Origin of the sequence: Rhodococcus sp. M8 (assembly GCF_015654185.1) — a bacterium.
Taxonomy (GTDB): Bacteria; Actinomycetota; Actinomycetes; order Mycobacteriales; family Mycobacteriaceae; genus Rhodococcus; species Rhodococcus aetherivorans.
On record NZ_CP064065.1, the window covers coordinates 5813385 to 5828461 of the forward strand.

Sequence of the window (15077 nt, forward strand, 5' to 3'; positions counted from 1 at the left end):
GCTCACCCGTGGGGTTCAACGATCTCGACCTGTCCGAGCGGCTGCTGATCGCCCGGCGCGGCACCGCGTACTTCTCCCAGCGTCTCGCCGAACTCACCGACGACGAGCTGGACGCACCGACCGCGCTCGAGGGGTGGACGCGTAAGCACCTCGTCGCGCACGTCGGCTACAACGCCGCGGCCCTGTGCCGGCTCATGGACTGGGCCGCCACGGGCGTCGAGACGCCCATGTATGCCTCCACCGAGCAGCGCGGACAGGAGATCGCCGAGGGCGCCACCCTCAATGCGGCGGCGCTGCGGAACCTGTTCACCCACACCGTGGCCCGGCTCGACGAGAAGTGGCGGCACCTGCCGGAGTCGGCGTGGCAGGCGCAGGTCCGCACGGCGCAGGGCCGGCTGGTGTCGGCCGAGGAGACCGCCTGGATGCGCACCCGCGAGGTGTGGATCCACGCGGTGGATCTGGGCAACGGCGCGCGCTTCGGCGACTTCCCGCCCGTCGTCCTCGACTCGCTGCTCGACGACATCGTGGGGATGTGGCGCAAGAAGGATCTCGGCGCCGGCCTCGTGCTCGAGGTCGACGGTCGCGACCCGATCGCCGTGCGACAGGACGCCGACCCGGTCACCAAGGTGAGCGGCCCGCTCGCCGCCGTGGTGCGCTGGGCCGCCGGACGTGGCGCCGTCGGACTCACCGCCGGCGCCGACGTGCAGCCGCCGCGCTGGCTCTGATCACCGCACACGACGACGGGGGCCTGCGACCGGACACGGTCGCAGGCCCCCGTCGCGTCGGTGGATCCTAGCGGGGGTCGACCTCGCAGGCGATGCCGTCGTCGTCGCGGTCCAGCTTCGGCGCGTAGCCGGGCTCGTCCCGGTACAGCGGCGCCACGCCGGCGTTCCACGCCTCGGTGCAGTTCTTGTATCCGACGCTCGGCGCGGGCGCGGGCGCCGGGGCTGGGGCCGCCTGGGGTGCGGGTGCCGGGGCGGGCGCCGGGGCAGGAGCCGGCGGGGCGGGCTGCGGGAACAGGAAGTCCGCGGATCCGGTGGGCAGCAGGTCGGCGAGCGAGAATGCGTTCGCGGTGGCCGGAGCGGCGACGACGAGGGCAGCGCACCCGGCCGCGGTGGCGATGAGCCGACGAATCTTCATGTGTGTCTCTTTCTCTCGGGACGGCGCACGGATCGGGGGAATCCGCGCGGCCGCTCGATTATCCCTTTTGTCCATTCGCGGCACCGCATCGATCCCTTTTTCGATCATGAGAACTCGCTGATATCGGTCTCCCCGGGGTTTCACGCGCGGGAACCACGGTTGGTGGTGCGCAACGAGCTCGAGGGTCTGCGCACCGCCCGCCGCGGCGACTACCGCGTCCTGCTCCGCGTCGACGACGAACACCGCACCGGTCCTGATCGTCGACATCGACCACCGCGCCCACATCTACCGAACCTGAGACCCCCGAAGCTGGTCCTGCAGCCCGGGCACCTGCACCGCCGCCACCGGAGTACGGGACGCACCCGCCGGGTGACCGAGGCATCCCGATGAGCGGAGGGTGCCGATGGCCGCGGGCGCCGGCTCCGCGACCATGGTCGCGATCAACGACGGGCCGTGCAGCCGGCCGTGGGCAGGCCGATCTTGTCGGCGGTGCCCAACAGGTCGGCTCACCCTTCTTCATGTCCGACACTCGGTTTCGATCCACTCACCGCGAAGCGGCAGGCTGGGGCCGTGGGTCTCGATGATGCGGCTGCGCGTGTCATCTCTCGAGGTCGATCGCGATGAAGAAACAGCTCGGCCCCCGCCTGCAATCCAGGCTGGGGCCGAGCCGATCGTCAGAGTTGGTTCAGGGGACCTCAACGGCCTACCGGGACGGCGGTGCTCTCGTCCTCGCTGGAGACCTTCTCTTCGCCGGGCAGCGGGATGCGGTCCATTTCGAGACCGGCTGTTTCCGGGATGAACCCGACGGCTACCAGGGTGACCACAGCCAGCACCACGATGTAGGCCGAGAAGATCCACCCGACATCCATGGAGTCGAGCCAGGCGTAGAGATAGGGCGCCGTGCCGCCGGAGAGTGCGGCACCCACGGAGGTCCAGATGCCTACGCTCGTCGCGCGGGCTTCCGTGGGCGACTGCTCGGACATGACTGTGGCGTGGATCGACGGCTGGATGCCCCATACGAGCAGGGCAATTCCCTGCGACACGAACAGGGTCCACGGCGCCGACGTCAGGACCCAGTTGATGGGGAACACCACCACAATGACCGCCACAGCCCACAACACCAGTTGCTTGCGGCGCCCGATCCGGTCCGAGAGCCGCCCCCAGAACGGCAGTGCGATGAAGGCAAGAATCTGTGCGCAGAACGTTGCGATGTAAGCCCCGTTGGGAACCATGCCCTTGCCGGAAATGGCGAACGACGAGGAGAAGTTCACCCACGTGTAGTAAAGGACGTTGGTCAGGAGGCTCAGCATCAGAATGCGGACGGCGATGATCACCAGCTGCCGGCGCGTGATCACTCGGACCGACGCGGTGCCGGCGGCCGCCTTGGCTTCCTCGAAGAATCCGGATTCTTCGGCCTGACGGCGGAGGAACAGCGCGAAGATGGCCTGCACTGCTCCGATGGCAAAGCCGATGCGCCACCCGAACTCCGACATGTCGTCCTCGGAGATGATCGACGTCAGAAGGATGCTCATCGCGGTTGCCGCCATGACGCCGAGCAGCATGGTCATCATGATGCTGCTACCCCACAGGCTCCGCTTGTTCGCCGGGGCGATCTCGGCCAGGTATGTGTAGGCGTTTCCGCTTTCGCCGCCGTGGGCGATGCCCTGGATGAGCCGAGCCGTCAGAAGTAGAACCGAGGCTCAGATGCCGATGGAGTCGTAGGTCGGGATCACCGCGATCAGGAGACTGCCCGCGCCCATCATGAGCATGCAGATGACCAGGGATGTCTTGCGTCCCAACCTGTCTCCCAGTCGGCCGAGGATCAGCCCGCCGAGCGGGCGGGCGAGGAAGCCGCCGGCGAACACCGCCAGCGTGGAGAGCAGCGCCGACTGGGGATCGTTCTTGTCGAAGAAGTTGGCGGCCAAGTATGTGGTCAGGAGCGCATACATGGTCCAGTCGAACCATTCGAGGAAGTTTCCCGAGACGACGGCGATCATGGACTTCCGTTGATTTCTCGGAAAGTGCCCTGTGCCGTCGGGTATCCCGTCGCCGGCAGTGGCTGTTGTTGACATGGAGAACCTATCGAAGGGAGAAGTTGAGGGAGGGTACGGCTCCTATAAGTCACGGCCCCCGGGGTGGGAGTTGTGACCCACCGCGCAGAGCTTCTCATATCCACAGTGGTGCAATCCAATTCTGATTGATCTGAATTCACTATGAGTTCGATAGCGGGGATTAACCAATCCGAAGGTACGTTGACGGGAACGGCAAGAACCCCAGCGGAACCGGGGCTTCAGTGAGTCCGGTCGGGGCTGATCCGTCCCTTTCGGGGCAACGTCGGGTTACCGGATGAGGAGTACCGGCTCGGGCTCGGGTGTGCAGGAGCTCCCGGGCGATGGCCACGACAGCGTGCAGGGCAGGATCCGTGTTCTTCTTGTGCCATGCCAGCACAGCGGCCATTCTCGGTACCGGTGTGGAAAACGCCCGATAGCAAAGTCCGGGCATTTGGATGTGCTGTACGGAGGAGACTGTCACTGTGATCCCGACACCGGCGGCGACGAGACTGAGGATCGTGTAGGAATCGGGCGCCTCCTGGACGATGCGCGGGGAGAAGCCCGCCTGCAGGGCGATCAGCGCCGTGGCGTCCCTGACCGTAGAGCCTTGCGTGCCAGGGAAAGTCACGAACGGCTCACCGGCCAGGTCGGCGACTTCCAGCTCCGGTTTCGCCGCCAGTGGGTGGTCTTCGGGCAGCGCAGCCACCAGCGTCTCGAAGTCGATGATGTGCCAGTCGATCGACGGGTCGCGGACAGGCAGACGAGCCAAACCCATGTCGAGGCTTCCGGAGAGGATCTGATTCACCACCGCTCCGCCGTACGTCTGCCCCTGGAGAGCAAGGTCGATGCCCGGTTCGCTGCCCTTGACGGCCCTGGTGATCAGAGGCAGGACGCGGCGGCTGCTGGCGCTGGCAAGACCCAAGGAAACTCTGCCGGCAATTCCCGAGCTGCCGAACATCGCCGCGCGTTTTGCCAGGTCCAAGTCGTTCAGAACCTTCTGCGCCGGGCCCTGCAACGCCTGGCCCGCCTTCGTGAGTGAGACGGACCGTGTGTTGCGCTCGAACAGCTGGACGCCGAGCTCCTTCTCCAACTGCTGGATCTGCTGGCTGACGGGAGGCTGCGCCATATGAAGCCGCGCGGCCGCCCGGCCGAAGTGAAGTTCTCCGCTACCGCAAGGAACGTGCGCAGGTGACGGATCTCCACTACTGCCCCCATTGATCCATCTCGACTATCAGACGGTGCCGCTATTGATATTAGGCGAGCAACAATTTCAGCAGAGCCTCCCGGTGGGAACTCGACGCTCCGGCCGAGAAGGCGGACGACGAAGGCGAATAATCGTCAGACCCCAACGGATCGCATTATTTCGGCAGTAGCCACGCAAGCGTCGGACCGGGCCGCGCCTCTGGTCGGTGCGGTGTCGGAAGTGGTGATACAGCGCCGGCACGGAGGAAGCAGACACCCTCTCCGGTGAGCCGGCATCAGTTGCGAGCGCCTGCCACGGCTGCAAGCCTCAGGAATTCGGTGTCGGCTCGGCGGCACTGGAAGGATGTCGCCATGAGCGATATACACACCGTCGCGTTCGGCGACGTGGAGATCGAGGTGCTCGTCGACGGATCCGGCCCGGCCGTGGTGTTGCTGCCGTCCCTCGGCCGCGACTCCTACGAGTTCGACCCGATCGCAACCGACCTCGCCGCCGAGGGCTTCCGTGCGATCCGGCCCCAGCCGCGTGGCGTGGGCACGAGCCGCGGTCCGCTCGAGGACCTCGACCTGCACGACCTCGCCCGCGACGTCGCCGAGGTGATCGAGCGGCTCGACGCGGGCCCGGCCGTCCTCGCCGGGCACGCCTTCGGCCACTACGTCGCGCGGGTCCTCGCTGCGGATCGGCCCGACCTGGTGCGGGGGGTGGCGATTCTCGCCGCGGGCGCCCGCCGGTTCCCGGAGTCGCTCACCGAACGCGTCGCCAAGTGCTCCGACCTGTCGCTGCCTGGTGCTGAGCGGCTCGAGCACCTGCGGGCGGTGTTCTTCGCCGAGGGGCACGAGCCGGCGGTGTGGCTCGACGGCTGGTGGCCCGCCGCGATCGTCGCGCAGCGCCGGGCGATGGCCGCCACGGACAAGGAATCATGGTGGACGGTCGCGCCGTCGCCGCTGCTGGACCTGCAGGCAGGCGACGACGTGTTCCGTCCGGCGCCGACCCGCGGCGAACTCACCGGGCAGTTCGGCGCCGACCGGGTCACGGTCGTGCTGATCCCCGGGGCCGGGCATGCCCTGATCCCCGAGGTTCCGCACGAGGTCGCCCGGGCCCTGATCGACTGGATCCGCGTCCTGTCCTGAGCATCGGTACCGAAAGCCGTTGCCCGCGTGCGCTGGTGCGCACGCGGGCAACGATTCCCCACGCGGGGAACGACGGTTCGATCAGCCGAAGGCGAGTGTCACGTCGTCCGAGGTGGACGCTGCGCGCAGCGGGTCGATGGCCACGGCCCCACCGTCGACCGGGCGGAACGGTGCCACCACCGCCGGATCGATCCGCAGCACCGTGAAGCCGGCGACGGCGCCGGCGCCGAAGCCCGGAGCGAAGATCCGCACGGGTTCGGTGATCACCCCGTCCCGGACCGCGTCGTGGATGGCGAGCGGGATGCTCGCCGACGAGGCGTTGCCCACCTTCTCGATGTTGAAGTACAGGCGGTCCGACGAAAGGCCGGCGTCCGCCGCGAGCTCGGTGATCATCGTCTTGTTCGCCTGGTGCGGGACGATCAGGTCGATGTTGTCGAGCAGCGTTCCCATGCCGCCCTCCGGGGCGGGCAGGGCCTTCACGTCGTCGAGCATCTGGACCAGATAGCGGCCGGCGAGCGCCTTGACCTCGGGTCCGTAGACGGTGATGTAGTTGTCGAAGTCCGGGTTGGGCCAGATGATCGAGTTGACCTGGCTGTTCGGGCCGCTGGCGTAGGTCTGCATGTACTCGATGTCCGGTGCGGAGCCCTCGGGCGCCACGCCGACCACGAGCGCAGCCGCGCCGTCGCCGAAGATCATGCGGGAGGGGCGCACATTGCCGATCTTGTCGGAGAACTTCTCCACGCACACCACCAGCACCGGCCGTTGCACCTGCTGCAGGATCCGGGTGGCCTCCGCCAGCCCGTACGGCAGGCCGGCGCACGCGGCGACCAGGTCGAACGAGGCGTGGGTCTGGGCGATGCCCAGCTCGCCGGAGATCCACGTGGCCAGCGACGGGATCAGCCGGGCGCTGGTGCAGGTGCACACGATCACGGCCCCGATGTCCTCGGGTCCCACCTGCGCGTGCTCGAGCGCCGACTTCGCCGCCGACAGCGCGAGGTCCTCGAAGCTGCCCGAGGTGTAGCGGCGCTGCTCGATCCCGGTCTTGGCGGTGATCTCGTCCGCGGTCATCGGCGACCAGTTGTAGGCCGAGTTGCGGATCAGATCCTCGTTGGTGCACACCTGATCACCGTGCGCGACGGCGAGGGCCTCGATGCGCGGCTGCACCGCGAAGTCGCGGCGTACGTCGATCGTCGGGTACGGCCGCGAGGGCTGCACCGGCTCGACCTTCGCGGGGACGGCGGCGCGGGCGGTCCGACCCGAGGTGACCCGGGAGATGAACCGCTGCACGTGCCGGTCGCGCGGGTAGTAGAGCACGACGTAGTCGTCGTCGCGCAGCTGCCCCACCTCGGTGAGCTCGACCTGGGTTCGCTCCCACGGCTGCTGGTTGTGCAGCACCATCGACCAGCGCCGCAGCGCCTCGAGCTCGGCGACGTCCTCGTGGCAGTCGAGGATCTCGTCGTAGCCGAACCGGGGGAAGTCCGGGTTGTATGCACCGAGGCGCATCGTCCGGTTCGACGGATCGGAGATCAGCTCTGCGACGGTGGGCTTGACCGTCGGCAACCCGGAGGCGATGTGCTTGCGGGCGCCGAAGACGTCGAAGAGGGTCTCGAAGATCCGGTCCTCGGCGGGGTCGTCCCAGCCCGCGGGCAGGGCGCGGTAGGCGTCCGCGACCTGGGCGGTCTTCGTCTCACTGTCCGGCCACGGCGTCAGGACGGGCATGTAGACGTCGTCGCGGTTGCGCGGCACGTCCGACCACCGGGTGGGGCGCTTGTCGAACATCGTGATCGCGAAGCGGTTGGCCCAGAACAGGTTCAGCGCCATGTCGCGCATGAGATCGACCTTGGTGCGGTAGACGCCCTGCGCGTGGCGCGAGAGGATCTCCGAGACCGTGGGGGCCTTGGTCTCGAAATCGCGACGGATGACGGCATCGAGCTGCTCGACGCTCGTCATCGTCGAGAAATCGAGATCGGGAAAGAAGTTGGACGGGAAGACGATCCGCCCGTGTCGGTTGAGCTCGAAAGGCTGCATGTGCCGAAGTACCGTTCAGTGAGAAGTGCGGAGGTGTGTCTGGGTGCAGCGGGTCACATGTCGAGTCCGCCGTTGACGCCCCACACCTGACCGGTGATGTAGGACGAGGCGTCGGCGGCCAGGAAGTGGACGACGCGGGCGATCTCTTCGGGATCGGCCAGGCGGTTCACCGGGATCGTGCTCTTGATGCGATCGAGGACCTTGTCCGGGATGGTCTCGACCATCTCGGTGGCGACGAAGCCGGGGGTGATGGTGTTGACGGTGACGCCGATGCTGTCCGGGGTGAGCTTGCCGGAGCGGGCCAGCGTGAACGCCGCCTCCTTCGCGAGCGTCTTGGTCAGGCCGAACATGCCGGCCTTCGAGGCCGCGTAGTTCGCCTGGCCGATGTTGCCGGTCTCGCCGATGACGGACGAGACGTTGACGATGCGACCGGTGCCGCGCTCGAGCATGTGCTTCAGGGCGGCCTGGGCCAGGAAGAAGGCGCCGGAGAGGTTGACGGAGATGACGTTGTTCCAGTCGTCGTCCTCCATCTTCAGCACGGTGCGGTCGATGGTGATGCCGGCGTTGTTGACGAGGATGTCCAGGCGCCCGTGCCGCTCGATGACCTCGTTGATGGTGCGACGGCAGTCGTCCGCGTTCGCGACGTCGCCCTTGTGCACGCTGTACTCGACGCCGTTCTGGCCGTTCGCCTGGATGTCCGCGAGGAACTGGTCGGCCTGGGCGGTGTTGCGCCCGTACCCGGCGGCCACCGTCGCGCCCTGGGCTGCGAGGCTGCGGCTGATGGCCGCGCCGATGCCGCGCGTTCCACCGGTCACGAATGCGACGCGGCCGCGCAGCTTGGTGCCGGCGACGGTGGTACGGGACGACGGTTCGATGGTGCTGGTCATGTCGGTTCTCCTCGAATGCGGCGAACTCGACGGATGCCGTCGAGTACAGATGTGTCGGGCCGGCGATGCCGGTGCCCCGAGCGGCGGTGCCCGGAGTCCGATCGGCGTGGGTGCTACCGCGAGCAGCTGATGTGAGCGTCCCTGCACGCTTCGCGATATTCGCCCCTGCCAACCGAATTCACGTAGTGCTCCCGCTCGTTCTCCCCTGTCGAGTTCAATGATGCAGCATCGCGCGTCATGTGTCATGTCTTTCGCCGAAAATGATTGGCAGAGCAATGACTTACGCTAATGATACTGAATAGTCTTGAATAACAACGGATTACGGTCATTGTTGGGGTGATGTTCACCTACAGGCCGACTGCATGTCCGTTCCGGGACCTTCGTCACAACACGCAACGCGCAGCGGGCCGATCGGAATGGCGCGCGGTACTACTGCACGGTCAGGAGTGCGGCATACATGCAGCTGGTCTGTTCGCGTATTCGTGATCTGCCTGCGAAATATACTCCAGTACAACATAATTCACTGCTCGATCCGTGGCTGTTCCGCTCGCATGGGGGTGCCGGCTCGAAAGCACTGCGTGCCAACAGCGTGCATGTAGCGACCTGCGCGGGGGGTGTGGGGGGCGAAAATCGGTACCCGGCTCCACGCCGCCGCAAACCTGTGAGCTTGCTCACGATCGCATATTTCCCGGGATTGGGACACTCCGGATCGGGGGTTGTGTGCGCGGATCGGTCGCCTCGCCCAGCGACTTCAGGGCGACGTACGGCCGTCCCGGCGGGAGAAAGTACCCGGGACGCCGGCCGAGACGGTGATGGACCCGTGAGGGCACAAGAAAGGGCCCCGCACCGGCGAACCGGTGCGGGGCCCTTCGGGGATCGTGCGGTTACTGCGCGAGCACCTTCGCCATGCCTCGCTCGACGGCGGCGACGATCTCCGGCCGCAGGTCCGCGGCAGGGATGATCGAGTGCACGGAGCCGACCTGCTGGGCGCGCTGGATGTTGTGGATGGCCTCGAACTCCGCAGCCACCTCACCGAGCTTCTCCGACCGCACCGCCGTGCGCTGCGTTGCCAGCTCGACCCGCAGGCGGGCCTTCTCGCCGTCCTCGGCCGCGGCGAGCTGCGCCTCGAGTTCGGTGATCCGCGGATCCGCCGCGGTGCGCGCATTGACGTCGCGGGTGAACACCACCGCCGCGGCGGGTGCGCCGCCGAGCACGGAGGCGAACGAGCCCTCGACCGCGAGCACCTCCATGTTCTCGTTCAACGCGCCGGAGAACACCACGAAGGCGCCACCGTGGTAGCGGGAGACCACGACGAAGACGATCGGGCCGTCGAAATTGACGATCGCCCGGCCGATCTCGGCGCCGTTCTCGAGCTGCAGGTTACGCAGCGACTCGGGGGAGCCGTCGAACCCGGACAGGTTCGCCAGCACCACCACGGGGCGGTTGCCGCTCGCCGCGTTGATCGCCCGCGCGGTCTTCTTCGACGACTTCGGGAACAGCGTGCCCGAGGTCCACTGGTCCGGCCCGTCGGTGGGGAACCAGCCCTTGCGGGCGATGGCGCGGGACTCGATGCCGATCACCGTGACCGCGTTGCCGCCGAGATGGGCGTCGAACACCACCGACGTGTCGGCGTCGGCCATGTCTGCCCACCGCTCGAGCACCGGGTGGTCCTGGTCGACCACCGCGCGCATGACCGTGCGGATGTCGAACGGCTTCTTGCGGTCCGGGTTGGTCTCCGCGGAGAAGATGTCGCCCACCGTGGTGAAGTCGCTCGACGGGTGCACGTGCGGGTACACCCGGACGTCGCGCTCGATCGGGTCGACGGTCTCGGCCTTGCGGGGGAACCGCTCGCCCGGGGCGAGGTAGGCGTGCTCGTAGTGCCCGAAGAGCACCTCGACCGCGGCCGACAGGTTCGGCGCCCAGTACTGCGCCTGACCGTTGGGGCCCATGACGCGGTCGTAGCCGCCGATACCGAAGTTGTCCTCGGCCGACACGCCACCGGAGTAGTCCAGGGACTGCTTGCCGGTCAGCACCATCGCACTGTCCGGGGTCATCACCAGGATGCCCTTGGTGTGCATGAGCATCGTCGCCTCGGCGTTCCAGTACGGCTGGGCGCCGACGTTGATGCCGGTGACCACGACGTTGATCTCGCCGCCGGCCTGCGTGAAGGTGATGATGCGGCGCAGGGCCCGCGAGACCCAGTCCATGTTCTCGGTGCCGGACTCCATCGAGATGGTGGCGCCGGAGGACAGCGCGAACCACTCGACCGGGACGCCGAGCTGCTCGGCCAGGTCGATCGCGGCGACGACGCGGGCGCACTCGGCCTCCGCGACGGTGCCGAGCGCCTTCGTCGGATCGCCGAACAGCGCGACGCGGGTCATGCCCTCCGGGTACCGCGGCGTCGGGGTGGTGACCAGCCCGACCACCAGACCGGCCTTGTTCCGGCCGTACGGACGCTGCACCGGCACCACGGCACCGGTGACACCCCCCGTCGCTGCGCTCGCCCCGGAGTCGTCGAGGTCGTACTCGACGAAGCTGCCCTTGCTGCCGGTGAGCAGCGGGATCAGCTCGTACGGGTACACGGTGCCGCGGGCGCGGGAGCGCTGGACCTTCTGGGTGTACTCGTCGAGCGGCTGCAGCGGCTCCTTCGGCGGATCGGTCACCCGCACGACCACGCCGGCGCCGGAGCGGTACGAGAATCGCAGCGCCACCTCGCGGGGCTCGGCCTCCGCGGTCTCACGCCACCAGCCGATGACGGTGATCTCCTCGAGGCCGGCGCCGACGGTGAGCGGGGCCGCCCCACGGCTGACCCGCTTCAGGTCGTCGATGCTCAGATCCACCTCGGGCCACACGAACAGCACCACGCGGTTCGCGTCGAGCCGGCGCTTGCCGCGGGCGGCCTGCGACCGGCGGATCGCGTCGAGGCAGCTCGACAGGGCCCGCTCGAACGCGGGCAGGCCCACGATCGTGCCGGTCTCGTCGCGCTGCGGGGTCAGGTCCCGCACCTCGGCGAGGGCGATGAGCCGCTCGTCGGACGGATTCTCGTTCGCCGCAATGTGATACAGGTACGAGTCCGGGTTCGCCGGCAGGCGGGTGCCGACGAAGTTCTTCAGCCGCCACAGATCCAGGCGCTGACCGGTGAGCGGGTGCATGTCGCGGATGTTGGTTTCCTCCGCGTACCCGGTCTCGAACGGGCGGAAGGTGAAGACGTGCTCCTCGGCGCGGTCGGTGTGGCACACCGTCACCGTGACCCGGCGGGCGGCGGTGGCGACCTCACGGCCGGCCAGCACCGCGCGCAGCGCCTCGGCCTGCGCGTCGGCGTCGGCGGGGGCGTCGTCCCACGCGAGGTACAGGTCGACCACCAGGTTGTCGGTGCCGGGCAGGGTGCGCGCCGACTCCTCGACGGTGTCCAGGGCCGCCTCGAGCTCGGCGTGCCGGGCCTCGGTGGAGATCAGGTACAGGCGGGTGCCGCGCAGATCGAAGTTGCCGGTGACGAACTGCCGGCCGCCGCGCACCTCGGACTGCACCTGCTCGAGCGTGCGGATCTTGTAGGCGCGGCGGGTGATGACCTCGAGCAGCGGGCCCGGAACGGTTTCCGGTCGGGCGATCTGCTGGGCGAGCAGGTCGATCAGCGGCTCGGGGGTGGCCACCAGGGCCTCGACGCGCTGCGCGTAGTCCGCGGCGCCGGGGTGGTCGGCGAGGTGGGCGAGGCTGCCGCGCACCCCGTCGTACACCTGCTCGCGGACCTTGCGGATCACCGGCTCCTCGAAGAGGCGGTAGCGCAGGTTGCGGGCCGCGTCGCCGATCACCGGGTAGCGCACCTGGGTGGCGACGATGAGCCGGTCGAGGACCTCGTTCAGCTCCTGCGAGATGCCGGCCGGTCCCTCGGTCTCCTCGAGCCACCGCTCGAGCAGTGCCGAGACCACCGGAACCTGCGTCTCGATGCGCTGCTGCGCGAGGAACAGCCGGTAGACGGCCTCCTCGAGCTCGGGAGTGCGATCCAGCTCGGTGACGTCGTAGTGCCGCAGCGCCTGCGACAGTCGCGCACGGAAGCTCTCGGGCAGGCCGCCGACCTCGACGTCGAGGGACTGCAGGTAGCCGTGGAAGTGCTCGCGGGGGCTGTGCACGCGCTCGTCGCTGGACTCCTCGGCCTGCGTCGGGCGGTTGCGCGAGAGCTCGCACACGTCGGCGAACGTGGTGAGCAGCGCCAGCTCGGCGCGCACCAGGTCGCAGTTCCCGGCGGCCTCGCCGCGCAGGCGGTCGTACTCGGCGAGCAGCGTCGCGGTCCGCTTGCCGGAGACGTCGTAACCGGTGACGAGCGCCTCGAGGGCGTCGAGCCGGGCCAGCGCGTCGGCCGCGGCGTCGCCGGTCACGACGGCGGCGGGTGCGGGGAACTGCACGCGCTCGACCGTCTCGGTGACGGTCTCCTCGGCGATCCGATCGACACGCAGCAGCGGTGCACCGGCGTCGACCTGCGAGTTGACCACGGCGAGGACCTCGCGGACGCGGCCGGCGAAGGGCGCGCGCACCGCGGTCTCCATCTTCATGGACTCGAGCACCACGAGCGTCTGGCCGGCCTCGACCTCGTCGCCGGGGGCGACGGGCACCGCGACGACGACGGCGGGCGCGGGGGTGCGCACGACGCCGGCCTCGTCCTGGCTGATCTGGTGGCTGATGCCGTCGACCTCGACGAGGAAGCCGGTAGCGCCGGCGATCGAGACGATGTGGTGGCGGCGGCCGGCGAGGACGAGCCGGGATTCGAACTGCCCGAGCCGGTCGACGTCCACCTCGAGTTCGCCGCTGCCGGCGTCGACGCGGTAGCGGTGCGGCCCGACCTGTCCGACGAGCAGCTCGTAGGCCTGGCCCTGGTAGCTCAGCTCGACCTTGCGGCCCACCGAGTGCCCGGCGCGGGGGCGGCCGCCGCGGGCGGAGGTGAGGAACGCGGCGCGCTCGTGGCTCTCCTCGGCGTCGTAGACGTCGACGGCCGTGGCGATCAGCGCGATGTCGGCCACCCGGGACGGACCGGTGGCGGTGCCGGCTCCGGTGCGGTCGAGCCAGCCGGTGTCGGCCGACGCGGAGATGACCTCCTCGCGGTCGAGCAGGTCGAGCAGGAACGACTTGGTGGTGGTGCCGCCGTCGAGGACGACGGTGGTCTCGCGCAGCGCGGTGCGCAGGCGGGCCAGGGCCTCGTCGCGGTCGCGGCCCCACGCGATGATCTTGGCAACCATCGAGTCGTAGTCCGGCGGGATGACGTCGCCCTGGGCGATGCCGGTGTCGACGCGCAGGCCGGACCCGAGCGGGAACTTGAGCAGCTGCACGGAGCCGGGGGCGGGGGCGAAACCGTTGTCGGCGTCCTCGGCGTTGAGCCGGGCCTCGACGGCGTGACCGAACTCGGGCGGGCAGTCGCCGGGCAGCTTCTCCCCGGAGGCCACCAGGATCTGCAGCTTGACCAGGTCGATGCCGGTGGTGGCCTCGGTGATGGGGTGCTCGACCTGCAGGCGGGTGTTGACCTCGAGGAAGGTGAAGATCTTCAGGTCCGGCTGGTACAGGTACTCGACGGTGCCGGCGCCGCAGTACCCGGCGGCGCGCACGAGGTCCGCGGAGACCGCGCGCAGGTGGTCGGCCTGCTCCTTGGTCAGCAGCGGCGAGGCCGACTCCTCGATGACCTTCTGGTTCTTGCGCTGGATGGAGCAGTCGCGCACGCCCGGCGCCCAGACGTTGCCGTGACCGTCGGCGATGACCTGGACCTCGACGTGGCGGGCGTCGGTGACGAGACGCTCGATGAACACCACGGGGTCGCCGAACGAGCGCTCGGCCTCGCCCTGGGTGCGCTCGAGGGCGAGCTCGAGCTCGTCCTCGGAGTACACCTTGCGGATGCCGCGGCCGCCGCCGCCGGAACGGGCCTTGATGATCAGCGGGTAGCCGATGGCCTGGGCGTGCCGGCGCGCGTCGGCGCGGGTCTCGACCGGTCCGCCCGACCACGGGGCGACGGGCACGCCGACCTTCTCGGCGAGCAGCTTGGCCTCGACCTTGTCGCCGAGCAGGCGCATGGCCTCGGCCGACGGGCCGATGAAGGTGATGTTCAGGCGGGCGCAGACCTCGGCGAACGCGGGATCCTCGGCCACGAAGCCCCAGCCGACCCACACGGCGTCGGCCTTCGCTTCGAGGAGGGCGCGCTCGAGTTCGGCGTGATCGAGGTAGGGGGTGGCGGCCGTGGTGGACGGCCGCAGGGTGACGCCCTCGTCGGCCTGGCGGACGAACATGGCCCGCCGCTCGGCCTCGGTGTGCAGGGCGATCGTCTTGATGTCGTAGCCGTGCTCGGAGTTGAGCTCCCGGACTGCTCTGATGAGGCGTACTGCCGCCTCACCTCGGTTGACCACCGCGATCCGTTTGAACATACTCGTTGCCACCGTTCTCCAGGTTTGTGCGCGCTCGTGCGACGCTCGTCGAAGCTTCTCGCCAGTGAGTGAAAAAAGTTAACCGATGTCGAGGCCCGCGTCACGGGTTGATAACGCGAGCAAGAACATGTATCGGTCGGCTCCTCGTGTCGGCGTATGCGTGCGGACGTGTGCACCGACTGGCCCGGCGGATGCCTGGGTGTCGGCGGACAGGCGGTCGGCCTCGTCCCGCGGACCGTCGT

At 68.7% G+C, this 15077-nt stretch carries 7 protein-coding genes and 1 pseudogene; 2 read left to right on the forward strand and 6 right to left on the reverse strand.

Annotated features, from left to right (window positions below; all coding sequences use genetic code 11):
- The first annotated feature begins 8 nt into the window (after positions 1-8).
- Complete coding sequence (locus ISO16_RS26560) at positions 9-725, forward strand: maleylpyruvate isomerase family mycothiol-dependent enzyme (RefSeq protein ID WP_072634800.1); 717 nt, start codon at positions 9-11, stop codon at positions 723-725.
- A 67-nt stretch (positions 726-792) separates the two neighbouring features.
- Here the strand turns inward: ISO16_RS26560 and ISO16_RS26565 are convergent, their stop codons facing one another.
- From ISO16_RS26565 to ISO16_RS26575, 3 genes and pseudogenes are all read right to left on the reverse strand, one after another.
- Positions 793-1140 (reverse strand): excalibur calcium-binding domain-containing protein, encoded by a 348-nt coding sequence (locus ISO16_RS26565; RefSeq protein WP_072634801.1) that lies wholly within the window; start codon positions 1138-1140, stop codon positions 793-795.
- Positions 1141-1835: 695 nt separating this feature from the next.
- Positions 1836-3212, reverse strand: a pseudogene (locus ISO16_RS26570) (MFS transporter).
- 160 nt (positions 3213-3372) lie between these two features.
- A complete protein-coding gene (locus tag ISO16_RS26575) occupies positions 3373-4317 on the reverse strand; it encodes a LysR family transcriptional regulator (protein ID WP_072634802.1) in 945 nt (314 codons plus the stop codon).
- Between the two features lie 428 nt (positions 4318-4745).
- Here ISO16_RS26575 and ISO16_RS26580 point away from each other — a divergent pair, with 428 nt between their 5' ends.
- Positions 4746-5522: an alpha/beta fold hydrolase gene (locus tag ISO16_RS26580; RefSeq protein ID WP_072634803.1), complete on the forward strand. Its 777-nt coding sequence runs from the start codon at positions 4746-4748 to the stop codon at positions 5520-5522.
- A gap of 81 nt (positions 5523-5603) precedes the next feature.
- Here ISO16_RS26580 and ISO16_RS26585 read toward each other — a convergent pair whose 3' ends face one another.
- From ISO16_RS26585 to ISO16_RS26595, 3 genes are all read right to left on the reverse strand, one after another.
- Positions 5604-7550: a 3-oxoacyl-ACP synthase III family protein gene (locus ISO16_RS26585; protein WP_029542617.1), complete on the reverse strand. Its 1947-nt coding sequence runs from the start codon at positions 7548-7550 to the stop codon at positions 5604-5606.
- 53 nt (positions 7551-7603) lie between these two features.
- Positions 7604-8437: a 3-oxoacyl-ACP reductase family protein gene (locus tag ISO16_RS26590; RefSeq protein WP_006946880.1), complete on the reverse strand. Its 834-nt coding sequence runs from the start codon at positions 8435-8437 to the stop codon at positions 7604-7606.
- An 884-nt stretch (positions 8438-9321) separates the two neighbouring features.
- Positions 9322-14835: an ATP-binding protein gene (locus ISO16_RS26595; RefSeq protein WP_072634804.1), complete on the reverse strand. Its 5514-nt coding sequence runs from the start codon at positions 14833-14835 to the stop codon at positions 9322-9324.
- Positions 14836-15077: the final 242 nt, after the last annotated feature.

Excerpts from the sequence above, each read along its gene's own strand:
- ISO16_RS26565 (WP_072634801.1), bottom strand. The coding sequence starts at position 1,140 with ATGAAGATTCGTCGGCTCATCGCCACCGCGGCCGGGTGCGCTGCCCTC.
- ISO16_RS26575 (WP_072634802.1), bottom strand. The coding sequence starts at position 4,317 with ATGGCGCAGCCTCCCGTCAGCCAGCAGATCCAGCAGTTGGAGAAGGAG.
- ISO16_RS26580 (WP_072634803.1), top strand. The coding sequence starts at position 4,746 with ATGAGCGATATACACACCGTCGCGTTCGGCGACGTGGAGATCGAGGTG.
- ISO16_RS26585 (WP_029542617.1), bottom strand. The coding sequence starts at position 7,550 with ATGCAGCCTTTCGAGCTCAACCGACACGGGCGGATCGTCTTCCCGTCC.
- ISO16_RS26590 (WP_006946880.1), bottom strand. The coding sequence starts at position 8,437 with ATGACCAGCACCATCGAACCGTCGTCCCGTACCACCGTCGCCGGCACC.
- ISO16_RS26595 (WP_072634804.1), bottom strand. The coding sequence starts at position 14,835 with ATGTTCAAACGGATCGCGGTGGTCAACCGAGGTGAGGCGGCAGTACGC.